The sequence below is a fragment of the Streptomyces sp. NBC_00223 genome (genome assembly GCF_036199905.1).
In the GTDB taxonomy this organism is placed as follows: domain Bacteria; phylum Actinomycetota; class Actinomycetes; order Streptomycetales; family Streptomycetaceae; genus Actinacidiphila.
Genome location: NZ_CP108109.1, coordinates 3,372,307 through 3,395,475 on the forward strand (window position 1 = coordinate 3,372,307; position 23,169 = coordinate 3,395,475).

Here is a 23,169-nt window from a genome sequence, read left to right on the forward strand (position 1 = left end):
GCCTGTCGCCGCGCCAGGGTCATCAGTCGGGCGAGGACGCCATGATGTCAGTGCCCGCCCCTCGACGTCGGCACCGGGCGCCATGTCGCCGACACCGTCGAAGGCCCGAATTGCGGCAAGCCTCGCAGTGCATCCGAGGCCTGCGAACTGACCTTCCTTGGTGAGGCAGGCTGCCTGATCGGATACCACGTCCGCTCCCCCGTCGTGAGTACAGCAGGTCGGCCTCCGGCAAAGGTGTGCTGCACCACCGGCACCGCCACCGTAGGTGTGCACGACACAGCCGTCCCGCTGTTGCACACCCGCCCGCCGAAGAGACACCGGAAGGGCAAGCGGGGATCGAGTACATCGTCGTTCGTCTCCGAAAGGCGTTGGCGGTGGACTGCGCGACAGGAAGAAGGGCGCCGTTCGGGGTCGCACGCCAGGAGCCGTCACGCCCCACTCGCATGACCATCGCGACGCGTCCCCACGACGGTGAGACACCGCTGAAGAGGCTTACTTCATGTGTTTCCTGTTTTCAATTCTCATTGAAAACAGGAAACACATGACACCCTGGATCCACTTGTGGGATGCTGATTTCACACAGGTGCTCTTTCACCATCGGCGGACCACACTGCAGAGGTATTTGGGGTTATGAATGATATTTCCCGTAGTTTCGGTAGCGAGCTCCGTCGGAGGCGTGTCGATCGAGGAGTCAACCTAACTGCGTTTTCTCAACTAATCTCCCGCAGCAAGGGTCATCTAAGCAAGGTAGAGCGGGGGCTGACAGCTGCAACCCGCGAGTTCGCCGAAGCCTGCGACGAAGCATTGGAAGCGCATGGTGAATTAGCGGGACTCATCAGCAGTAAGGCATCAAAAGAAACGAGGTGCACCGATATGAAGGTACCTGTCGGACTTCCCGCCTCGCCCTCTCATTTCGTCGGGCGCTCGGAGGAATTGGTTCGCATTGCCGACCACCTCACCGATGAATCCGCAGGCGCTGTGTGTGTGCTGAGCGGTCTGGCAGGCGCGGGCAAGACGGCCTTGGCAATCCGAGGGGCCTGGAACGCGGCGGAAGTCTTCTCCGACGGATGCTTCTTTTTCGACTTTGGAGAAGAGTCACCCGGCTGCACGCGAGACATCCTCGACTCGTTGCTCAGGCTGACAGGTGTCCCCAAGGAGCAGATGCCGTCTCGGATGGACGCAATGGCCAACCTCTGGCGAAGCCGACTCCGCGGCAAACGCATGTTGCTCGTCCTCGACAACGTGAGCAGCGCGGCGGACGTCGCGCCGCTACTGTCGACCGAGCCCGGGTGCAAGCTCATCGTCACCAGCCGGAAACGCCTGACCGCTCTCGATGACGCGACACACCTGTCCCTCGGAGCCTTGAGCAGCGTAGAGGCCGATGCGCTGTTCCGCTCAGTCGGAGGAGAGCAAGCGGTGCATGCTGGGGACCAGACCGTCCACGCGATCGTCGAGCACTGCGGTCGGCTGCCGCTGGCGGTGCGCATCGTCGCCGCTCGTATCCGCAGCGGTTCGACACGGACCGTGGCGGAGCTCGAAGAGATGATCTCGCACGAGGCCCACAGGCTCGAACTGCTCGATGACGGGGATCGCAGTATCACCGCCGCCCTGACCGTGTCCTGCAACGGATTGACCGCAGAACAGCGCAGACTGCTCGCGTTGTTGGCGCTGCACCCTGGTCCTGGCGCCGACCGCCGCGCTGTCGCGGCTCTGGCGGACATCGATCCGCCTCGCGCCGCGATTCTGGTGGACGGCCTTGCGGATAGGTATCTCGTGGACTACGAATCGTCCGATCGCATCACGATGCACGACCTCGTACGCCAGTTCGCCCGACAGCTGCTCCTTCCGGACGTGACCGTCAAGGAACAGCACAGCGCCGTCCGACGCCTGCTCGAGCACTTTCTCCGCCTTGCCGTGGATGCGGACAAATTGCTTACTCCTCAGCGGTATCGTCCGCCTGTCGTCCTTGAAAACTTCCCGCCGAGGTCTTCCCCCTTCGGCGACCGCGCGGCGGGAGTTGCCTGGCTCGAATCAGAGTGGCGTTGCCTCGTGTCGCTGTGTCGCACAGCTGCGGCACACGAACAGCACTCGCTGTGCTGGCAGCTGGCTTTCGCGCTGCGTGAGTTCTTCTACCTCACGAAACTCTGGGGTCCGTGGATCGAGACCCATCTGACGGCGGTCTCATCCGCCAGGGCGGCGGGCAATCGTGCGTGGCTGGCCATCAGTCTGAGTAACCTTGGTGTCGCTCACGCGGACCGAGGAGATCTGACCATGGCCGTCGACTACTTCCAGCAGTCCCTGGCCTTGTACCAACAACTTGACGACGATCATGGTGTTGTCAACGCCATCTCCAACTTGGCCTGGGCCGAGCTGTATCTGGGCGAGTACGAAAAATCCCTCGACGGACTGCGCACCGCACTGAACCATTACCGGCGGCTTGGGAACAGGCGAAATTCTGCCATTGCGCTTCGAGGGATCGCGTTATTGGAATCCGAGCTGGAACTCTACCGTGCAGCTGTCGAACACGCGCACGAGGCCCGAGTGGAGTTCAACACTCTGGGGCTTGAACTGGACGTCGTGATGTCGGTGAACTGCGCGGCATGGGCCAATTTCCGATCAGGCGACCACCAAGCTGCCGGTAGCGACTACGAGGAGGCACTCACTTTGGCCGAGAACTGTGGAAGTCGTTACGAGAAGGCCCGTTCCCTGACCGGTCTCGGCAACATCCGCCAGGCGTCGGGCGACCGGAAGAAGGCGGCTGAGCTATGGTCGCGGGCCGATGCTGTGTACGGCGGCCTCGAACCCGTCATGCTGGGGGAAGCTCGTTTCCGCCTGGCTTCCTGACATGGCGCAGCAACTTCCCATGCCTGGCACGAAGCTGACCACGGCCGAAGTACTCGCAGAACTCAAGATTCTCCGCAAGGGCTTCGGTATCGACGATCCTGGTGCCCTGACCCGTGCCGGTCATGCTCTGCGCCATATCGCTGGGGTGACCGACAGCGACAGTGGGGCGGCGCAGCGCGTCAAGCTCACAACGTGCTTGCTGAAGTTGATCGGCACACTGCCCCCGGAGATGGCCGCGCTCGGCAGGCGAGCGCTCGCTCTTGACGGTTCCGGCGCCGAACGGTTCGGACAACGGCTGAGAGGTATCGCAGCGCACCTCGACCGTGACCCACGCACCGCACGTCGGCGCGTGGACGCGATACTCGAACGGCTGGCAGAGCAGGCCGTGACGACCGTTTCGAGGCGTTCGAGCCAGTCCTGTGAACGTGCGGAGTCGGCTACGGGCGTCGGCATCTCCACGGGCTGTGACCTGCGTTCACAACCCCGGGCCCACGGGTGCGCCCTCCATCGACGGGCCAGGTCTCCTCACGGATACTGGCCCGTTTCCCAGCAGAAGTCAGCCGTCCCCAGGCGGGACCAGATCCCGGAGAGCAACCTCATCCTCTTCTGCCTTCGCGGCCACCGCGGCTTCCCGCACAGCGCGCTGCTGTTCGAGCCCACCACCGACACATTCGAGCAGGTACTCGGGATCGGCCGCGAGAATGTCCGCGGGCGAGGTCAGCCCGGCCCGGGCCAGACCGAGGTAGACCGGCCGGCCGAGCGGGATCTCCGTGTGCCAGGCGACGGGTACCAGACCTGCGACGATGCCCAGTTCGAGTTGAGCGGGCAGAACATCGGGGAGGTGCCCCAGGTCGGCGGTCGGGTGGACGTGGATGGCGATCTCGACGACCGTCGCGATCACGTCGGCGGCCCGCTGTACCGCGTGCTGGATCGGACCCGGAATTTCCGGTCGCGTGGCCTTCTCCGGGTTGCTGATCGCGCGTTCGATGTCAGCGAGCCTGATCCCCTCTGTCCACATCAGGCAGGCGATGCTGCGCCGGGCGTGGCCTATGCCGACGCCGCTCTTGTGCGGAGCACTCATAAGTCTGGAGATCACCGGTTTGGCAGCCCCGCGTTCCCTCAGCCACGCGGCAAGGCGGTTATGTTCCCGGTAGGAAGCCCTCGGGGGCAGCGCGAATCGCACGTCATTCAGCTCGGAGGTGAGCTGGGCGGCACAGATCAGCGTGGCGCGGCTGATCCCGTCTGCCGGTACGTCCGACAACGCCTCCACCACCGCCGTGACGGAATCGACGCAAAGGCCGCTCCGGACCGTGAGGCTGCCCAGGTCCGTCAAGGCGAGCCCTTTCGGCATCTCCTCCGGGCTGTTGGTCGTGCCCTTGAGAAAACCGGTGGCGACAAGTTGCCGCACCATGCGACGGACTTCTGTACTCGGGAATGGATCGGCCGAACCGCTCGCCCTGGCCTGGTGCGCGGCGAAGGTGGCGGCCATGAACCGTTCGATGTCCGGCCCCGAGCGATGGTGGGCAGGGACGGCGGGTTCGGCGAGCGCGGCGAGTATCACGGCGCGTATGTCAGTGGAGGGTTCCAGCAACACCGACCGCACCTCCTCTGGCTCCGCCTGGACGTACTGCTGCCACTTCCGGTCCGCGTCGGCGGCTCCTCGGACTGGGATGATGGTGCGGCCCTGCTTCACCAAGCCAAGGCGCCCCGCTCGGCCGGCCATGTTCTTGTACTCGGAGACGGAGTACGGCCGACCGCCCGGCGAAGGGTGCTCCAGTTCGCAGATGACGACGGAATCGGCCGGCAGATTGACGCCTTGGGCCAGGGTCGTTGTGGCCACGAGCACGCGCACCTCGCTGTCCGGACTCCCGAAGGACACTTCCAGCACCCGACGCTCATTCGGCGACAGGTCCGCCATGTGGAAAGCCACCCCGCCGTCCAGACATGTGCGCAGTATGTCCGTGGTCCGTCCGCCGTCCCCGCTGGACAGGGCTTTGAACGTGGTATCGGCGGCGGGCAGCCCCAGCGTGCAGGCAAGACTTCGGGCCAGTTTGCGAGCCTGGCCGCGCGTGCCCCGGAAGACAATGACCTGCTGCCCCAGCCCGACCAGCTTGCTCACCAGACGAGCCACCAGCCAATCATCTTCGGCGAGCTCGGCGGTGCTCGCCGGCTCCAGCAACTGCTCGGTCGACTCGTTGCCTTGCTGGTCCCGATACCGGTAGCGGCCGTCCGGGCCCGTCACTCCTTCGAGCAGCGGTACACCGCGGCGAGTTCCCGTCACAAGGTTCGCACGGAACCACCGGGCGAATTCCTCCGGTTTCCCGAGCACTGCGGACAGCCCCACGATCTGGGGCGTATCAGCAAGGCCGTCCCGCACCCTCAACCAGGTGAGCAGAGTCTCCAGCAGCGGACCGCGCTCCGGCAGCATGAGGGACTGGATCTCGTCGATGACCAGGACACCCGCGCCCAGCAGATCCGGACGCCTGGGCAACAGGCCGATGAACTTCTCATAGGTGAGAACAGCGAGTTCGAACTGATTATTGATCAGATCGGCCATCTGATCTCGCAGTTCGCCCGTGGCGCGGATCGTCCTGATCCCGAGCGGCCCGTAGAGATCACGGAACCTCTCGTACTGTTCGTTGACCAGTGCACGAGAGGGAAGCAGAAAAACAGCCTTCTTCCCTTCGGCCACCGCTCGCATGGCGCTCAACTCGCCCACCATGGTCTTGCCCGTCGATGTCGGCGCGCTGACCAGGACGTTCATCCCTTCCAGCAGGGCCCCCTCGTTGATGGCATCCATCTGTAGTTTATTGAGCTTTCCGATACGGTCCTGCCACACCTCCACGACCGAGGTCGGGATCTTGTACGCCGTGAGTGACAAGAGGTCCGCAGTAACGTCCTTGGGCCTTGTGCCGTCCGCAGTCGAGAGGTAGCGCAAACCCGGCGTGAAGATTTTCAGAGAAAAGTTCGAGACGTTGCCCCCCAGGACAGGGTTCTGGATCCTTTCAGGTAGGGACCTCCTGTGGGAACTGACGCTCTTGAATACATAGTGAGCCAACTTGAGGATGTGAACCTTGCCGTCGTCAACAGCTTCAGGGTGGCCGAGCAGTCCCCGGATCAGGTAATGGCTGAGCAGGCCGTGGCGGAAATTCTGCTCTTCGAAGGCTTCCTGGTCCCTGCCGGAAGCAGCGATGACGAAATACCCGACTTCGCGAAGCTCGTCAAGCCTGTTTGTCGCCGAGACGGAACCATTGCGGCTCGTGTAGCCGTCCTGCGGGATGTGCAGAACCTTGTCCGCGGCATGCCCCGAGAAACAGCAGTCCAGTACCAGGAGCAGGGCGCGTGCCCTGATTCCGCGGGTCAGCTGGGCGAGGTCGTCCAGCGGCAAAGCGGTTACGGCGAGCCCCTCCGGCTGCGTGTCATACATGGCCAGAGATCCGCCAGTGATGCCATGGCCGGAGAAGGCGATCACAACGAAGTCCTCCTCCGTACTGACCGCAGCGAGATGCCGCATTTCTGTCACAAATTTTTCCTTGGTGGCACCGTCATCAAGGAGTAAGGTCGACTTCCCTTCAAGGTTGTCGTCGAACAGAGCGCTGAGCACGGTGGCGTCCCGCTTTGCGAACCGCAGGCGAGCGAACTCCGACTCGTAGCGGTCAATACCGACGAAGATTCCATGATATTTCATCCCACTCCCCAAGAGACCTTGATGCCGACATGTTACCGCAAGTCCAGAATGATACCGAGAGCAAGGGTACGCCATTGCAGTTCAAGTGCGGATGAAAGTTCTGATTTCAGAACCCATGACGTGCTTCGGATGTTTCAGAGGGAATTACCGTGAGTAGTTCGCATACCAGCGATTCGCCGCCTGAGGGCACGAGCATCGTACGAATCCTTCCCGCCGACGTTCAGTACAGTGAAAGTCGTTGTCCGCAGCGGCTGGCAATGAAGATTCGCCCCGGCTCACCCCGCCCGAGCCGAGCCGCAGCATCCGGCCCCACCCTGACCAGTTGGGCGCTGGGCCCACTGCACGACGTGCTCGATCTCATCGAGTTCGAGCAACTGCCGGCGGAAAGCGCCTTGGCAAAATGGAGAGCCGCGCCCAAACGCCCCGTCCATCCAGCACTCGCCCGTTGGACCGAACACGCTGTCCACGGCTACCTTGCCGCAGCCGCGGCGATCCCAGCGTCGGCGACAGTGCCGTACGGCGAACCGCTCGAACCCGTGTCGCGCATGTGGGCCCGGCAGCGGGGCCCGCTGAAGCCCGGCGACCCCGATGTGCACGAGGAGATGGTGGCCGAACGGCGCTATGCCGGGCACGGTGTCCGTGAACTGCGCATCGTACGAGCAGGGTCGGTGCGCGACCGTCCCCAGGACAAGGCGGAAATCGCGATGGCCGTGGGTGTCCTGGCCAGCGGGCGTCCGGTATTGAGTTCCAGGTGGAGCAAGAGCCGGCTCACGCTCGGGAGATTCGAACCCGCCCGTCTGGTACGCCTCGTGGAGATCGGCTGCGTCGACGCATCCCAGCGGATCCTGTTCGAGGGAACCCCCGACGAGGCCTACGCCCGCTACGACTCCGATGTCGAGGCCCACATCGGCAAGGTGATCGCGGGTGACTCGTACCGCCCTGGGAAGCAGGGCGGTGTCGTTCAGTCGCTTGGTCCGGTTTGATCACGTGATGCCGAGGGTGGCGAGCGGGCGGGTGGCGTCGCGTGCGTGGTGGCGGAGACTGGCGGCGATGCCGGTGTGTCCGGCGAGGCGGAGGGCTCCGATGGCGAGGTTGCGGAGGCTGGCCATGGCTCGTGGGGCTGTGCCGGTGCGGACGCGGGAGGCGTCCTCGGCGTAGGTGGTGTCGCGTATGTGGTGGAGTTGGTTCTCGATGCCCCAGTGTCCGCGGACGTGGTGCGCGATTTCGTCGGCCTGTGCTTGCTCGGCGGCCAGGTCGGTGACCGCGTAGACGCGTTCGAGAGTGACCTTGCCAGTGGCGACGATGCGGCGGCGGCGCACGATCTGGACGGCCTGCGCGGCGTGCGGGAAGTCCAGGTCGGCGACGGTGGCGGTCTTGACCCGGCGGATCTCGTTGCGGCCGTGCGCGGTGGCGCGGGTCTTGTCCAGCAACGGCACGTCTCGCCAGGGCAGGTGCTTGAGGCGTTTGTGCAGCAACGGCTGGTTCCCCTTGATCACGGCGATGTAGTGGGCTTTCTTGTCCTCGACGAGGAAGCGGGCGTGCGCGGTCTGGGAGTGCAGGGCGTCGAAGGTGACCACGGTGTCGGTCAGGTCGAGCTCTGCGAGCAGGGGCCGGAAGACGGTGATTTCGTTGGTCTTGCCGTCCACCTCGCGCTGGGCGGTGACCAGGCCGGTGCCGGTCATCGCGGCAAGGAGGTGGACTTGGCTGCCGTCCGCGCGGCGGGCGCCCCGCACCGTCTTTCCGTCCACGGCCAGGGAACGCCGGGACTGCTTGAACAGGTCCTGGTCCCTCGGTGTGCGGCCGGGGTCCCGAGCGGCGAGCCAGGTGCCGATCGCGTTGTCGAGTGCGTTGCCGTCGATGCGTTGCAGGATTCGGCGCACGGTGGCCTCGGCCGGAGCGGTCGGGCCGCTGGGTTCCCGGTTCGGGCCGCCGAGGGCGGCAAGCACGGTGGCCGGGGCGTCTGCGGCCCACTCCGCGATCGCGGTCAGGGATCTCGCGCCGGCCAGCACCGCGCAGGCGGTCAGCGCGAGGACGAAGGCGAGGGGATGGCGGCGGCCCTTGGCCCGGCGCGGATCGGGTACCACGGCGAGACAGTCCAGCAGTTCCGGATGTTCCTCGGGCGCGGGAGGCCGGGCGGTAGTGAGCTGGCCCAGACTGGCAGGGATGGGCGATGATGAGCGGCCAGGCACGGTCTTCCGTTGCGGTGATCAGGGACTCGACACCTCATGATCACCCGGAGGCCGTGCCTGCCTCCGTTCCGGCCCGGTCTACGGATATGGCGGCCAGCCGAGCCACATGAATCGCCATCAAGCCGGTCAGACCGTCTGAACGACGCCGCCCTGCCCTGGGAAGGACTGCGGCAGATGTGACGCCGTGACCACCTGTCCCGCGGTCCCATCCCGTCCCGGCCTCCTCGGTATAAGCGGCTCCGACTTGCCACGCCGCTCCTGGTCAATGACAACCGGGCGCTCCTACCGCAAGTGTCCGGCCCGCGCCCACCTGGAAGACCTGTTCCTGCCCAGGGAGGGCTCGGTCGAGAACAACGACGCGGTCGTGCGAGGAAAGGCCGTGCACGCGTGGATCGAGAGTCAGCACCGTCGCACACCTCAGCAACCCTGCGAACCGGACGACGTCCCAGGTCCACGAGAAGGGTGGCGGCACGGAAAGTGGACCTTGACCGGACTCCAGGGCCGGCTCGGCATCCAGATGATCGGTGACCATGCCCTCGTCTGTCCTCTGCGGCACCGGCCCGACGACGCAATACTCCATCCGGAGCTGCCAGTCGTCGTGTACGACCCTGACGCCGATGTCGTCGTCATAGCCAAAGCGGACCTGCTCTACCGCGTGGCCGGCCAGTGGACCCTGCGCGAGACGAAGACTGCCGGAGTACTGAGCGAGGGGGACCCGCTGGACCAGTATCCGCAACTGGCCCTGGCCGTGCTGCTCGCCGGTGCCGAAGTGCTGCCGGGCAAAGGGCGGTGCCGGGTGGAGTTGGAGCGGCTGACCGGCAGTGGGCCGGTCCTGACAGAACTCGACATCGCCGCGACGGACGTGGTCGCCAAGGCGCAACGCGTTCTGGAAGAGCACGTCTCCGCATGGCACGCCGACGCCCGCTATCCGGCCAAGGCGGGCAAGGCGTGCGCGGACTGTCCGTTCACCCGGTGGTGCCCCGACGCGGTGGAGAGGACTGGCATATGACTCAGTGGCTGACCGGGGCGCGGGACGACCCGGCCGAGCGCGCGCACCGTGTGGTGGCCGCCTCGCTGCGCGCCGCCTACGCGTGGACGGTCCGGCAGGAGCGACGCGACGCTCTGCGGGAAGTCGCGAGAATGACGGGTGTCGTCATGGAGGCCCATGGTCCCGGTCGCGGACCGACAACCCCACTCGATCTCGTGACCTGCCTGCGGCGGCGCCTTGACCTTCTGCCGGCCGTTGCCGCGGGCACGGACAAGGAGATCGCGCGGGTCGTGCTCCTCGACAGCAATGATCAGCTCACATCGGACGCGTACGACCTGGCATGCGAATACGCTCTTCCGGTCGGCGGCCCGTCCGACTCCGCACAGTGGATGCCGACCTGGACCCGGATGCGCGCCGACCAGATCCGAAGCGAGACCTTCATCGCGTTGATCGAGGGCAACGGCCAGGAGAGCTACGTCGCTTCCCGGCGCTTTCTCATCGAACACCCCGCAGGCTCCCTCTCCGAACTGCGTGACCTGGTCAGTGAGACGGGCGTGCGCCTTCCTCGAAGGGGATACACAGAGATCCCCTCCGACCACCTCCATCACTCACCCGACGGCGGGACGTGGTGGTGGCCGTGCGCAGTCTGCGGCTGGCCGATGGAGGTGGCGGGTACGACCGTACGCTGCCGGTACCGCCCCCATGCCGCCGTGTACCAGCTGGGCGAGGGCAGGACGGTGACCTCCCGGCCCTCGCTGAGCAGGGTCGACGAAGGGCGTCCGCGACTGGCCAGGCCGGTGGCCCGGCCTATGGCCGATTCCCGCTGCGTGGAATTCGGCGTCTGGCGGTTCGTCGTGGTACCCGGGGCGAGCGAACTCAGAGTCAAGCGAAACCTCGAAGAACTCGGTGCGACCGTCGAGCTCTGGCCCGAACTCGACCGTTATGACCTGCACGTACGGGCCGGTGACAGGGAGTTCAGGGTCGATCTCAAGGAATACCGCTCCCCGCACCGGCTGATCGCCGACATCAGGTCGAAACCGCCCCGTGCCCGGGTGCTCCTCCCGAAGACACACGAGCATCAACTGGAAACCCTGCGGACCGCCCTGCCTTCGCTCCAGGTCACCACCGAGACGAAGTTCGGCACCGAAGTACGACGAGCGCTGAGGACGGTATGAACACCCCTGCACGCGGCAGGGCCCCGGCGAGTGCCTGGATCGTCTGGTTTGATCATGTGATGCCGTAGAGGGCGAGGACGCGGGGGCGCTCGGTGTGGGCTCGTCGTCCGGCGGCGGTGTTGACGTAGCCGGCGAGCTTGAGCGCGCTGCGGATCAGGTCGCGGAGGGCAGCGAGTACGGCGGGCGCGTTGTGGGTCCTGACCTGGGACTTGTCCTCGTTGAAGGTGACATCTCGACACCAGTGGACGGTATTTTCCACGGTCCAGTGCCCGCGGGCCCAGGACGCGATCTCGGCTGCGTTCGCTTCCTCGGTGGGCAGGTCGGTGATGGCGTAGACGGTCTCGCTGGACCATTTCTTCGCCCCGTAGAGACGGCGACGGCGCTGGATGCGCAGGACCTGGGCCGCGTGCGGGAAGAGCAGTCCGTTGACGGTGACGACCTGCACGAGCCGCTGCTCGTGACGGCCGTGGCCCCGGGCGTCGTCGCGGTGGATCACGGGGATCACTTTCCAGGGCAGGGCGTGGAGCTGACGGGCCTGGCCGCGCTGGTTGTTCTTGATGGTCAGCAGGTAGTGAGCGCCGCGTTCGCGCAGGTAGGTGGCGTGGTCGCGTTGGGCGTGGAGGGCATCGGCGGTAACGACCACTCCCGCGAGATCAGCGTCATCGATCTGGTCGAGGAGAGGTGCGAACTCGGGGATCTCGTTGGTCTTCGCGCCGATCTCCCGGGAGGCGAGCGTGACACCGTCGCCGTGACGGACGGCGGACAGGACGAAGACCCGGCTGCCGTCCGGGCGCCTCGCGCCACGCAGGCACTTGCCGTCCACCGCGATCGCCCGCCGTCGCAGCCGTACCGGCTCGGCGCGGGCGGCCGCCCGGTGGGCCCGGCGCTGTTCACGCTCGGTGCCACCGTCGGGCATCACCGGATCCGGCCGGCGGGCCTGTGCGGACAGCAGAGGCCGGAGGTAGTCGTAGCCGGCCGCGCTGATCTCACCGGGATCGAGCCGCCCCAGGACGCTGCGCAGGGTCTTCTCGCTCGGCACCCGGTAGCGGCCAAGGAGTGGGTGGTAGGGCAGGCCGAAGGCGGCCAGTTCCTCCGGCGTCGCACGTCGGCACCACTCCGCCGCCGCGGTGATCGAGTCGTGGCCGGACGAGGTCATCGCGCAGACCACCAGGGCCAGCAGCGAGGAGAGCCGGTACCGCACTCCGCAAGCCCCTCTCGGATCGGTGACCGACTCGAACTCGACTACCAGGCAGCGGACTTGCTCCTTGGCGGCACCCTCGCCGAGAGCCTCCAGGCAGGGCGCATGAGGCACGGGGACAGCGACAGGGGATGATGGAGGAACGAACACGGCACCTTCGTGGATCTTGCAGCGTAGAGAACTCCATGATCCACAGGTGCCGTGTTCACCTGCTTCCGGGGCCCACCACCGAGATCAACACCCCAGGCCGGGACAATCCAGGCACTCGCCGGGGCCCTGCTGCACGCGGGACCGAGAAGGTGTTTCCCCGGATCATGGGGGGCGCCATCGGGCTGGCAGCCGCCTTCTTCCCCATCGGGGACAGCGGTGAATTCAGGCGTACAACCACCCGCGGAGACGTCCTCTTCGTGCTGGACGGCCATATCGCGGACTGGACCGGGTGGCACGACCTCTCAGAAACGGACGCGCGCAGGTTCACCCGACTGCTGCGCCGACGCCCGAACCAGATGGCCAACGCGGAGGCAGCCGGTTCGATCCTCGACAGTCTGCTGCGCAGCGGCCGGATACCCGGCTGCACCACTGTCGACGACGAAGAGGGGGGACTGGGCCGGATCGCCGTCGACCCCGGCATGCCACTGCCCGCCTTCATCGACGGCTTTCTGCATGAACTCGACGAACTGCACAGGGCGAAAAACCGCGTGCTCGCGCCCGCCGAAGCCGGTCCGCACACGACCACGACCAGGGTGCCGGGGCCGGACGGCCACCAGCAGACATTCGTCGACTTCCACTATGAGATCCGCCCCCATCACATCGACTCCGGGCACACGGTCCCCGAAGTCCGAGATGCCCCTGCCGTCCTCGACTGCTGGGTTCCCTTTGACGAGTTGAAGGAGATCGCGGCTCTGATCGACCAAGGTGAGCAGGAACAGGGCAGAAGCGCCTACCGCGTGAAGGCGGTGGACCGATTCGCCACGCAGATCCGCTCCCGCCGGAATGAGCCCGTCGAAGGACTGGACCTCACCGCAGGCAGCCTCAACGAACTTCTCGCCTACACCGGCTTCGGGAAGTCCGTCGTTCTCATCGAGACCTTCGCCTGCTGGGCCGTTCGCCGCGGTATTCCTGTAGCCTTCGTCCTGCCGACCAACGCCGATGTCGTCCGAGCCGTCCACGGGATCGAGCGCGCTCTGGAACTGTGCGGGGTTCGGCCGGAAGGCGGCGTCGTTCCGCTGGTCTCACCCCGCGCGCTCATCGAGGTGGCCGAGACCGCGGCTGCCCGGGTCACTGAGGGCGGCCCGGACGCGGACTGGATCTGGCGCCGATTCGGATACGGCTGCGCCCTTGCCGCGGTGGCCGGCTCCGACGACGCCGTCGACCAGTGGCAGCCGGGCAGCGAGCCGTGCGCGACGCTGCGGAAGCCGTCTCGGGGACGCAAAAAGAACAGCACGGTCTCCTGCCCGTGGCGGACCACCTGCGGTCGCTACCGGGCTGCACGGCAGGCGTGCGCGGCGGACATCATCGTCACCTCGCACGCGAACCTGCTGCTGGGGGTCCTTCAGACCCCGGTGGAGGACGGCTACGGCAGGGATGACCGGCTGACCGTCGAGGAACTGCTGCTGCGACGCTGTCCGATTGTTGTCATCGACGAGGTAGATGTCTTCCAGAGTACGGCGATCGACCACGCCGGCCGCAGTCTGGTCCTCGACCACGCGGGGCGGACGAACACCCCCTTGCGCAACTTCGACCAGGACTTCGCGGCAGCCTTCGGCCGCCTCCAGGACGAGGTCGACGCCAGCATCCGCGACGCGTATTTCACCCTTCGTTACCTGTCCGAGACCTATGTGAGCCATCTGACCTACGAACGGCTCGGGGCCACAACGCCTGTCAAGGGACGGCGCCCGCGCGGACCGGGACGCTACTGGATGGTGCCCCGACGCTGGGACAACTGGCTGACCGCCAGGCTCTTCGGACTCGACACCGAGGAGGTCAGCGCCAAACAGCTGGAGATGTTCCGCTCGCTCTTCCTCGACGAGATGCCTCCCCATGGCGACGAACCCGAATCCTTCGAGGACGCACGGCGTCACCTCGCGTCGGTGGTCACCGGAGGGTCCGGCGGTCTGTCCCTGCCCTTGGCACGCGTCGCTCTGGAACGACTTGCCAAAGACGTACCCGAGGAACACCGGACTACGGTCGTCAACCGGATTCTGCGCCGGGCCATCCTCGAACGCATCCGCTTGTTCCTGCACCGGCTGATGGCCAACAACGCCCAACTGGTCGACATCGGCGTCGAATCCGCCCAGGCGATTGCGGACGCGCTGGGAACCTATGGCCGGTGGCGCGTCACACCGACCGGCCCCCTCGGACGGCTCGTCTTCGCGTTCACCGAGTACTACGACGACACCGGAGGCGAACCGGCGCGCCTGTCGACGGCGGCGTTCGGCGGTGACCCGCACACCTACACCGTGGGACTCGGTGACGTCACCGCCCTGGCGCACGCCGGAGTCCGCCGCATCGTGCTCGGGATGTCCGCCACCTCCTACTTCCCGGGCGCGCCCCACCACCACATCCACACCACCCCGAAGTGGTGGGTCGCGGACGACAAACCCAATGCGGTAAAGATTCTTTCCGCACCGATCAACGACGAACACGACCGGCCACGTCGGATCTCCGGGCTGGAAGGAACCGCGCGTGGGGCGGCTGTCCAGCGGATCGCCACGGCCATGTGGGACAGATACCTCCGCCCCGAACTGGAGCGGCTGGGCGTCGAGGAGAAGGACCGGGCGCGCGTCCTCCTCGCCACCACGTCCTACGAGGCGGCACGGCACGTAGCGGAAGGGCTGTCCACGGCTGGAGTCGACGCCACCCGCATCTGCCTGGCGGTACGGCCGGGGATCTATGCGGACGATCAGGAGACGGCCGTCGACACGGGCCGATGGCGGGAGCTGCCGGCCGACCGACTGGAAGGCTTTCCCGCCGTCACCGGCGCCGACATCCTGATCGCTCCCCTGGCCCGAGTGCAGCGAGGAGTGAACATCATCGGTGCGGGCGACAAGTCCGCGCTGGGGTCGGTGTGGTTGATCATCCGGCCGGTCCCGCTGATCGACGAACCGGAGGAACTCGTCGCGCACATCCAGGCACGGGCCCTGGCCGAGCATCGCGGCCCGTCGAGTGACCCGCAGGCACTGCTGGCAGAACGCCGACGCCTGGCCGGCCGGTATCTCGATGAAATCATCCGCCGTCCTCCCTACTTCCAGGCCCAGCCCCTCGATGTCAAGCTCGGCGTGGTCGCCGAGATCATCAACGGAGCCGTCCAGCTCATCGGCCGGGCCCGTCGCGGCGGCACCGACGCGACCCTGCACCTGGTGGACGGTGCCCTGCTCGATCCCGAGGGCGGCACCGATCTGGCCACCCTCATCCTCAAGTTGCGAGACAGATGGCAGAACGAGGGAGTCCTGCCCGCCATGCAGCGGTACTACGGCACGACACTCGAAGCTTTCCTGAAATACGCGGAGCAGCCGACCGGGGGACGTGTCCCGTGCTGATCACACTCGCTTACCGCGTCCGGCGACAGGACATGGACTCCCTGCTGGGCACCATCACGGCCTACCCGCTCACCAAGGAGTTCGAAGCTGCCTGGGAGAGCCTGCCGAAACGCGAGCGCCAGCGCGGGCCGAGCTACTCCGCGCTGGCCACGGGACTCGCCGCCGCCACCGGCCAACCGGTCAAACTGTTCGGGGAACACGACCTCGCAGAAAAGGAACAGCAAACGGGCAGCCGGATGCTGCTCCTCACCAGCGGCACGGCCTTCGACGACCGGCTGAGGGTTGCCGTACGGGCCTGGGAGGGACATATCCGTGACGGGAAGGGGACCAGTGTCCTTGCCGGGCTGCTGCCCGACCCCGAACAGGCGCGTTCCTTCGCCGACTTCGTGAAGACCCGCTCAGGGCAAGTGCCGACCATGCCGGGCTGGGTGTTCCGCACGGCGGAGTGGCGTGTGATGCAGCAATTGGCCGCAGCCCCGCTCCGGGTGGACGGCCGGACCCCCGTCGTCCTGACGATGGACACCAACGGATCGCTGCTGGCCTGGCAGCCGGGCGATCTCATCGTCAACCGTTCCGGCACGGCCTTCAGCATGCACAAGGTGACCGCGCGACTGACCACCCGGGTCGGTATCGAGGACCCGGTGCTCTGCTTTGACGCCCACTTGTCCAGGATCTCGCCCCAAGGGGACTGGGCCAAGAATGTGTGGATCGACCGCGGCGAGGACGGCGCACCGATCCTGAGGCTCCCGCTTCGGCGCCGCCTGGACAAGGAGACCGGCGAGTGGCGCAGCCACCTCGATCCCGCCATCGCGAGGATCCTCGAAGCGTGCCAGTTGTCGGCGCTGGACATTCCCAATGAACTCCCGTACGTGCCCGGGGCAATCAGGCCGCAGACTGCGAGCACCCGGTTCCACGCTCTGGGAAGCGGCCCCGGACCCAGGTTCATGCTGCGGCTGCACGAGCACATCGTGCGTACGCTTCCCTCGCTCGTGCCCTTGTCCTTTGAAGCGGACAAACGCATCAGACTGGCGCGCCGTGTCACGAGCTATACGGCCGACGGCCTCCCGCCCGCCGCGGTCGGACCGAGCGGATTCCGGCGGGTCACTCTCGCCTGTGTTTACGGCACGCCCCAGGGGCGCGAGCGCATGCTCGGCGAATTCGCGGAATTGACCGGCCGCCCGGTGAACCCGGTGGAAGGAGAGGCCGCCATTCCCGTCAACGACCGCCTTGATGTCGTGGCCCGCTACCGCCCGGACCTGCTCGCCCACGGCACCGTGAACCGCGCGGCCTTCCTCAAGTTGCTTGATCTGCCCTCCGGCAAGGACCATTTGGTCGCCGCCTGGCTGGAGACCGAGTACCACCCCGATGCCCCGCGCCCCGAACTCGATGCCAAGCCACACCTGAGGAGGTTGCTGGCTCATCTGGGGATACCGACTCAGTTTCTCGCCACCGAGCCCGCTGTTCTCCCGCCGAAGGCCTCCCCGAGCAGCCCCGAGACCAGGAAGCACGCCGCCCGTGCTGCCCTGCGAGACCTGCTGCGGGCCGCCGGAGTCCTGGACAACCGCCTGCTGGCGGCTGTGGTCGCGGGTGGGCGGCCCCACGGTCTCGCCCGGAAAACTCTGTTGGTCGGCATCCACGCTCGAAGGCAGCAGACAGGAGTTGGAGGCACACCCCTGGTTCTCACCATGGTGGCGCTGTACATCGACCCGGACGAACTCGCGAGCTGCCAAATGCTGGTGTACAGCGACCGGCGGCAGGAGTGGGTCCGTGGTGCCCGGGGCGTGGCGGACTTCCACGCCGGTGCCATCGGAACCACCCGCTTCGGCCGCACCGGAGAGAAGGCTGAGCTGACACGCGACGTGGTCGAGGCCAGACTCGGCCAGTTGCTTGCCTCGCAGCCCGAGGGCACACCGATGGTGGTCTTCGTCGACACGCAAGAGACCCGAACCATCTGGCCAGGACTGCAGAATGCACATCTGGGCGTCGGCCCCCTCCCCGCGGACACCTTGCGAGACAAGGGCGTGGACGTTGCGATCGTCCGCCTGAACACTGAGATCAGCGAGATCGGCCGGCCGGTCACCCGCCGGGAGAAGGCGAACATGCCGAGCGATCCGGGCAAGCCCGCTGCACCCGACCGGAAGGTGTACCGGCTCGCGGGCGACGACCGGAACTGCTGGCTCTTCGCCGGCCGATCAGCGTCGATCAAAGCCAAGGGCGGCGATCGGGGCGCGCTCTTCACACGATGGACCTTGCCGACCGGGCTCACCTCCCAACTCACCGTGCCCTGGCACTCCTACACAGGCAAGGAAATCGTGGTGGTGAGCCCTGGATCATGGGCCCCCGAGCATCTGGCGGGCCTCACGGCGAGTCTCTGCGAGCAGGCCATCTCCTGGGACGACCGCACGCAGATGCCCGTCCCGCTGCACATCGCGACCATCATCGACGAGGATCATCCCGACTACCGGGTCTCGGGGGCGGATGCCTGACGGCCCGTACCGCCGGTCAGGACTCGGTGCCGCTCAGCGACTCGAAAACGCTGGGCGGCAACTTTCCGAGCGGTGGCCGGGTGTATCGGGGGACGCCGGTCATCGCTCGCAGGAGTCCGTCGATGCCTTCGGCGGTCAGATGCCTGATCTCGTAATGATCCACCGTCCATGTCTGCAACATGTCGGAGACGTGCTCCACGAGCTCGTGGGGCAGGACGACAGGCAGCACTTTGGCCGTCCACTCCTCGCGGCGCGCGTGGAGCTTCTCCAAGATGAGCAGGGCCTCGCTCCGTATCCCTGGGTTGTCGTCACCTTTGAGTTTGCCGTCGAAGGCCTTACAACAAATGGGAGAGGCGAGGACAGTGACAAAATCGACCTTGTTGATGAGCTCACGCGCCCAAGTGGCCCAGTTCTTGCGGTGACTTTCATCCCACTGGTCCATGTACACGTGGACGCCGTTTCTGACAAGGAGGTTGCCGAACTGCCGGGCATAGTATTTGTGCAAGAGGGAGTCGTGCGCGTAACAGATGAAGACCGAGGGGTGGAATTCGTCACTGCGGTCGGCAACCGGAGCGGAGAGCGAGGGGGTGACGACTCCTGGGGCTTCCGAGGGGGCGGAGAGACTCAGCCGAAAGTTGGCCGACGACTGTGTGGGCCGATATTCGACGTCGGGGCCAACCGCGAGGTCGTACCGAGCGGAGAATTCCACGCGCTGCTCGAACTGTCCGGCGGGAGTGAGCAGGACGACCCAGGCAGCATACGAGCCGGGAAGGACACCGGTTTCACCGAGCGAGACATGTCGCCACCGCACGTCCTGACCGCCGATGCCGAACATGTCGACCCGGTCCGTGGAAGCCGGGAGAAGTACGTGCGTGGACGCGCCGTTCTCGCCCGGCACAAAGTTCAGGAATTGGTTGAGCACATAAGGCTTGGGCATGTTCGCGAACGTTCCGAAACGAGGAAGCGCGTCGATGACAGTAACCGGACTCTCTTTCTCTCCGGGAACGAAATCGAAGGCAATTTCGAACCAGGGCATACCGGGAAGTCCGGGTTCCAGCTCCAGCTCGTAATTGATCTTGATGAAGTGGGCATGGTACCCATCGAACATGTCCGCGGGAGCGTCGATGCGGTCAATCTGCCAGTTCCGCAGACGTACGGCGCCGATACTGACACCGTTCGGTGCCGAATCCATCCTCCTGCCACCCTCGTGGGCGATGGCGAGGTCGATGCTGACGTGGTTCTGTAAATCCACTGGTGCGCCTTTCGATGTCTCACTGCGGCAGCGCCACACTAGACGCGCCTTCGCCACCCATAGGCCACTACCGACCAACTGCCAGACATCTGTCAACTTTTTACTGACCTTGATTGCGTGACGTTGTCATGGTGGGTGCGGGCCGGTCCGGTTCCGGCGAGGCGGCTGTCGACCACGTCTGTGCTGACGCTGTCCCAGGCCCAGCGCGATCGGCCGCCGAGCTGGCGGTGAGTGGCCTGGAGGAGGTCGCGATAATCGGTCCGGAACTCTTGCGCCCGTCGGGGCGGGTGCCAGCGCAACGTCGGTGGATGAGCCGAGAGGGTTGGTCGGCTTTGTAACCGGTCGCGGCCGTGACCGATAAGCGGCGGCGGTAGTGGCCGCGGACCACCACGATCGGCGCGCGAGCGCGCCGCGAGGTTATTCTGACGGAAAATCACATACGCCTGCCTTCCGGTGAGGCCGACGGTGCGTCGCCCGGGGGCTCACTCGGGAGCTGGACTCAGTCAATTGAGCTGCGCCTCTGTCCCGGGGAGGCGAACTTTCGCGAGGAGAAGGGTTCCGTCGGGACAGCCCAGGGCGGCTGGGCCGTTACCAGGCACCGGAATGTACGCGGCTTCCTCCATAAGAGCGTCAAGGACGCGCATCGGGCCCCGCGCCTGACGACACGAACAGCAGCCCGGTCTCTTCCAGGCGCTCCGCGGAGACGACACCGGGATCGGAGCCGATGGACAAGGGAGCGCCCAACGCCTCTCCGGCAACGGCATCCCAGCGGGACAAGGTGCCGTTCATGTCGAGCGACGCCAGCACGGCCCGCCCGCCGGGGAGGACGAGCGACGTTATCCGCATGTTGTACTCGCCCGGACCGTGGACCGGCGGACCGAACGGCTCACCGGTCGAGGCGACCCAGCGGAACACCACGCCGGCCTCGTCCGCCGTCGCAAGGAGAACCGTGACGTCCTTGAGCGTCAGCGACGTGACGGTTTTCAGCGGTCGTTTCGATCCCGTCAGCGGAGGGCTCAGGGCTTCGCCGGTCGCCGAGTCACCGGGCAGTGGGCGTACGGTTCGCACTGCGTGGCGGCGGCGGCGATGAACGCCTGCCCGCCGGGAGTGCTCCGGCGGTGATGTCCCACAGGGTGTCGTCCAACTCGGCCATCACATCGCCGGGAACCGGTCTCCCGGTGGCAGCGTCGACGCGTGTCACCCCCAGGTCCGTGGGCACCGCGACAGCGGCTTCGCGGCCGACCGGGGTGGCCGGAGCGGTACCCGACACCGGGTCCTCGCCCTCGAAGTGCCAGAGCCTGGCCTGTCTTTGCCCCAGGTGACGGGAGTGGGTGCTGGGGTACGCGTGGCCCGGGTGTGCGGCGGAACGTGATCGGTCGGGAGGGCGGAGGACGGGGGTTCGGGCAGCACAATGACCTGCGTGGACTACCAGCAGCTCCTGCACGACGCGATGGCCGCCGCCCGCCGTACCGTCGGCAGCGGCCGGGTCGCCGACTACATACCCGCGCTCGCCGCGGCGGACCCGGACGCCTTCGGCATGGCGCTGGCGACGGCCGACGGGGAGGTGTTCGGCGTCGGCGACTGGGAGCAACCGTTCTCGATCCAGAGCATCTCCAAACTGTTCACCCTCGCGCTGGTACTCGCCCGGGGCGGGGACGCCATTTGGCAGCGGGTCGGCCGTGAGCCGTCGGGCAACCCGTTCAACTCACTGGTTCAGCTGGAGACCGAGCGGGGCATACCGCGCAACCCGTTCATCAACGCCGGGGCGATCGTGGTCACCGACCGGCTGCAATCCCTCACCGGGGGCGCGGCCGGGGCCGTCCGCGCGTTCCTGCGCGCCGAGTCGGGGAACCCGCTGCTGGACACCGATCCGGCCGTCGCCGCCTCCGAGGCCGCGCACGGCCACCGCAATGCCGCACTGGCGCACTTCATCGCCAGCCACGGCAACTTGGAGAACCCGGTCGAGACGGTGCTCGCCGAGTACTACGGCCACTGCGCGATCGAGGCCAGCTGCCGCGACCTTGCCCTGGTCGGACGCTTCCTCGGCCGGTACGGGCTCAGGTCCGACGGCACCCCGCTGCTGTCGCGCAGCGATGCCAAACGCCTCAACGCCGTCCTGCTCACGTGCGGAACGTACGACGCCGCAGGGGAGTTCGCCTACCGGGTGGGACTGCCGGGCAAGAGCGGCGTCGGCGGCGGAGTGCTGGCGATACTGCCCGGACGCGCCGCCCTGTGCGCGTGGAGCCCCGGGCTCGACCGGGCGGGCAACTCCGTGGCTGCCGTCGCGGCCCTCGACGCCTTCACCACCGTGTCGGGCCTCTCCGTCTTCTGACGGCCGCCGCCGCGCTCGCCACCTCCGCCGCTGCGCCTGACGGTCCGCCGCCGCGCACGCCGCCTCCGCCGCCGCACCCGCCAGTCCGCCGCCGCACCTGACGGCCCGTCAAGCCCTCTCCGCGAGCTCGACGCCGAGCCGCGCGCCCGCGCCCACGGCGCCACCACGTACGCGCCGACACCGCCCGGCCGACCACGCCCTCACCACCTGAAACAGCCGACACCGAACCGCCCGCACGCCGGCACCACGATCGGCGGCCGAGCATTGACATGCGTATGAGCCGGTCTGAATAATAGCTATCTGAACTATATTTCATATAGTTAGAAAACTAGAGAAGGCAGACGATGAAAACTGAGGTTTCGGGTGAGTATCAGGAGCGGTTCGCGCCGCTCGTCGGAGCCTTCACGGAGGGGCTGGAAGACGGTACGGACGTAGGCGCGGCTCTGTCTGTCGTCGTCGACGGCGTCCGGGTCGTCGACATCTGGGGCGGCCACCGCGATCAGGACCGCGCCCTGGAGTGGACGCGCGACACCGTCTGCCCGGTGATGTCGGTGGGGAAGGCATGGCTGGCCACCTGCCTGCTCATGCTCGCCGACGCCGGAGCGATCGATCTGGACGCGCCGGTCGCGCGGTACTGGCCCGAGTACGCCGCGGCCGGCAAGTCCGGGACCCTCGTCCAGCACGTGCTGACCCATACGGCCGGGGTCCCGTTCCACGCGGATCTGCCCTCGGGCGCGGACTGGGCGGTGCACGGCAACCTCGCCCGGGCGCTGGAGCAGCAGGCCCCGCTGTGGCTGCCGGGCAGCACTCCCGCCTACCACCCGATGGTGATGGGCACGCTGGTGGACGCGCTCGTCCGCCGGGTCGCCGGACAGGATGTCGCGGGCTGGTTCGCCGAGCACGTCGCCGGGCCCCGCGGCATTGAAGCCGGATTCGGCCGCCGGGGCGGCGCTCCGCGCGCGCTGGCCGGCCCCTCGCCCCGGGAATCGCGTCCGATCACGGACGGCTGCGCGGCGGATCCGCGGTGCCGGCCGGCGCCGGGCGAGCCGCGCCGCACGTACGAGCTGGTCAACTCGCCGGCTTTCGAGCGGACGGAGTGGCCGTCCATCAACGGCTTCGCCACCGCGCGGGGAGTCGCCGACGTGTACGCGGCGCTGATCGGAACCGGCGGCGTCGAGCCCCTGCTCGATCCGGCTCGGCTCGACCAGGCCACCACACCGGCCTGGGAGGCATGCGAGGCGAGCGGCGGCCAGTACATGCGCATGGGGCTCGGCGTGAACCTGGGGCACACCGACTCGTACTGGTACGGCGCCGGTGACTCGGCCTTCGGCCATGTCGGCAAGGGCGGATCCACCGGCTTCGGAGACCGGAGTCGAGGGGTCGCGTTCGGGTACGTGACGAACTCGCACTACGAGGGCCCCGGCTCCGGGCCGCAGTCCCAGCGCCTCGGGCAGGTGCTCGCCGACCTTCTCTAACCG

At 66.8% G+C, this 23,169-nt stretch carries 13 protein-coding genes; 8 read left to right on the forward strand and 5 right to left on the reverse strand.

Going from position 1 to position 23,169, the window contains the following annotated elements; all coding sequences use genetic code 11:
• Positions 1–630 precede the first annotated feature (630 nt).
• Positions 631–2,844 carry a tetratricopeptide repeat protein gene (locus OHA30_RS14095; protein ID WP_328914185.1) on the forward strand — a complete coding sequence of 738 codons (2,214 nt, stop codon included), beginning with the start codon at positions 631–633 and terminating at the stop codon, positions 2,842–2,844.
• 556 nt (positions 2,845–3,400) lie between these two features.
• Here the strand turns inward: OHA30_RS14095 and OHA30_RS14100 are convergent.
• Positions 3,401–6,532, reverse strand: a complete 3,132-nt coding sequence (locus OHA30_RS14100) for a DEAD/DEAH box helicase (RefSeq protein WP_328914186.1) — start codon at positions 6,530–6,532, stop codon at positions 3,401–3,403.
• A gap of 347 nt (positions 6,533–6,879) precedes the next feature.
• Here OHA30_RS14100 and OHA30_RS14105 point away from each other — a divergent pair, with 347 nt between their 5' ends.
• The gene (locus OHA30_RS14105) at positions 6,880–7,515 is read left to right on the forward strand and encodes a hypothetical protein (protein WP_328914187.1); all 636 of its coding nucleotides are present in this window, start codon (positions 6,880–6,882) and stop codon (positions 7,513–7,515) included.
• Here OHA30_RS14105 and OHA30_RS14110 read toward each other — a convergent pair whose 3' ends face one another.
• Positions 7,516–8,616: an ISAs1 family transposase gene (locus tag OHA30_RS14110; protein ID WP_328913296.1), complete on the reverse strand. Its 1,101-nt coding sequence runs from the start codon at positions 8,614–8,616 to the stop codon at positions 7,516–7,518. It lies immediately after the preceding gene.
• 370 nt (positions 8,617–8,986) lie between these two features.
• Here OHA30_RS14110 and OHA30_RS14115 point away from each other — a divergent pair, with 370 nt between their 5' ends.
• Positions 8,987–9,730 (forward strand): PD-(D/E)XK nuclease family protein, encoded by a 744-nt coding sequence (locus OHA30_RS14115; RefSeq protein WP_328914188.1) that lies wholly within the window; start codon positions 8,987–8,989, stop codon positions 9,728–9,730.
• Positions 9,727–10,884, forward strand: coding sequence for a restriction endonuclease-related protein (locus tag OHA30_RS14120; RefSeq protein ID WP_328914189.1), 1,158 nt, complete (start codon positions 9,727–9,729; stop codon positions 10,882–10,884). The genes OHA30_RS14115 and OHA30_RS14120 overlap by 4 nt, the downstream gene beginning before the upstream one ends.
• 52 nt (positions 10,885–10,936) lie before the next feature.
• On the opposite strand, the gene OHA30_RS14125 is transcribed toward OHA30_RS14120, so the two are convergent.
• Positions 10,937–12,232: an ISAs1 family transposase gene (locus OHA30_RS14125; protein WP_328913034.1), complete on the reverse strand. Its 1,296-nt coding sequence runs from the start codon at positions 12,230–12,232 to the stop codon at positions 10,937–10,939.
• A gap of 164 nt (positions 12,233–12,396) precedes the next feature.
• Between OHA30_RS14125 and OHA30_RS14130 the strand changes: the two genes are divergently transcribed.
• On the forward strand, positions 12,397–15,621 hold the full coding sequence (locus OHA30_RS14130) for a hypothetical protein (protein ID WP_328914190.1): 3,225 nt from the start codon (positions 12,397–12,399) through the stop codon (positions 15,619–15,621).
• A complete protein-coding gene (locus OHA30_RS14135) occupies positions 15,615–18,107 on the forward strand; it encodes an RNaseH domain-containing protein (protein ID WP_328914191.1) in 2,493 nt (830 codons plus the stop codon). Before OHA30_RS14130 ends, OHA30_RS14135 begins: the two co-directional genes overlap by 7 nt.
• Positions 18,108–18,123: 16 nt before the next feature.
• Here the strand turns inward: OHA30_RS14135 and OHA30_RS14140 are convergent, their stop codons facing one another.
• Positions 18,124–19,359 carry a toll/interleukin-1 receptor domain-containing protein gene (locus OHA30_RS14140; protein ID WP_328914192.1) on the reverse strand — a complete coding sequence of 412 codons (1,236 nt, stop codon included), beginning with the start codon at positions 19,357–19,359 and terminating at the stop codon, positions 18,124–18,126.
• Positions 19,360–19,989: 630 nt separating this feature from the next.
• The gene (locus OHA30_RS14145; RefSeq protein ID WP_328914193.1) at positions 19,990–20,427 is read right to left on the reverse strand and encodes a hypothetical protein; all 438 of its coding nucleotides are present in this window, start codon (positions 20,425–20,427) and stop codon (positions 19,990–19,992) included.
• Between the two features lie 343 nt (positions 20,428–20,770).
• Here OHA30_RS14145 and OHA30_RS14150 point away from each other — a divergent pair, with 343 nt between their 5' ends.
• Positions 20,771–21,691, forward strand: coding sequence for a glutaminase (locus OHA30_RS14150; protein ID WP_328914194.1), 921 nt, complete (start codon positions 20,771–20,773; stop codon positions 21,689–21,691).
• A 344-nt stretch (positions 21,692–22,035) separates the two neighbouring features.
• Positions 22,036–23,166: a serine hydrolase domain-containing protein gene (locus OHA30_RS14155; protein WP_328914195.1), complete on the forward strand. Its 1,131-nt coding sequence runs from the start codon at positions 22,036–22,038 to the stop codon at positions 23,164–23,166.
• The last annotated feature ends 3 nt before the right edge of the window (positions 23,167–23,169 follow it).

What these genes read in the sequence shown, in the direction of transcription:
- OHA30_RS14095 (WP_328914185.1), top strand. Translation starts at nt 631, where the DNA reads ATGAATGATATTTCCCGTAGTTTCGGTAGCGAGCTCCGTCGGAGGCGT.
- OHA30_RS14100 (WP_328914186.1), bottom strand. Translation starts at nt 6,532, where the DNA reads ATGAAATATCATGGAATCTTCGTCGGTATTGACCGCTACGAGTCGGAG.
- OHA30_RS14115 (WP_328914188.1), top strand. Translation starts at nt 8,987, where the DNA reads ATGACAACCGGGCGCTCCTACCGCAAGTGTCCGGCCCGCGCCCACCTG.
- OHA30_RS14120 (WP_328914189.1), top strand. Translation starts at nt 9,727, where the DNA reads ATGACTCAGTGGCTGACCGGGGCGCGGGACGACCCGGCCGAGCGCGCG.
- OHA30_RS14130 (WP_328914190.1), top strand. Translation starts at nt 12,397, where the DNA reads ATGGGGGGCGCCATCGGGCTGGCAGCCGCCTTCTTCCCCATCGGGGAC.
- OHA30_RS14150 (WP_328914194.1), top strand. Translation starts at nt 20,771, where the DNA reads ATGACCTGCGTGGACTACCAGCAGCTCCTGCACGACGCGATGGCCGCC.
- OHA30_RS14155 (WP_328914195.1), top strand. Translation starts at nt 22,036, where the DNA reads ATGAAAACTGAGGTTTCGGGTGAGTATCAGGAGCGGTTCGCGCCGCTC.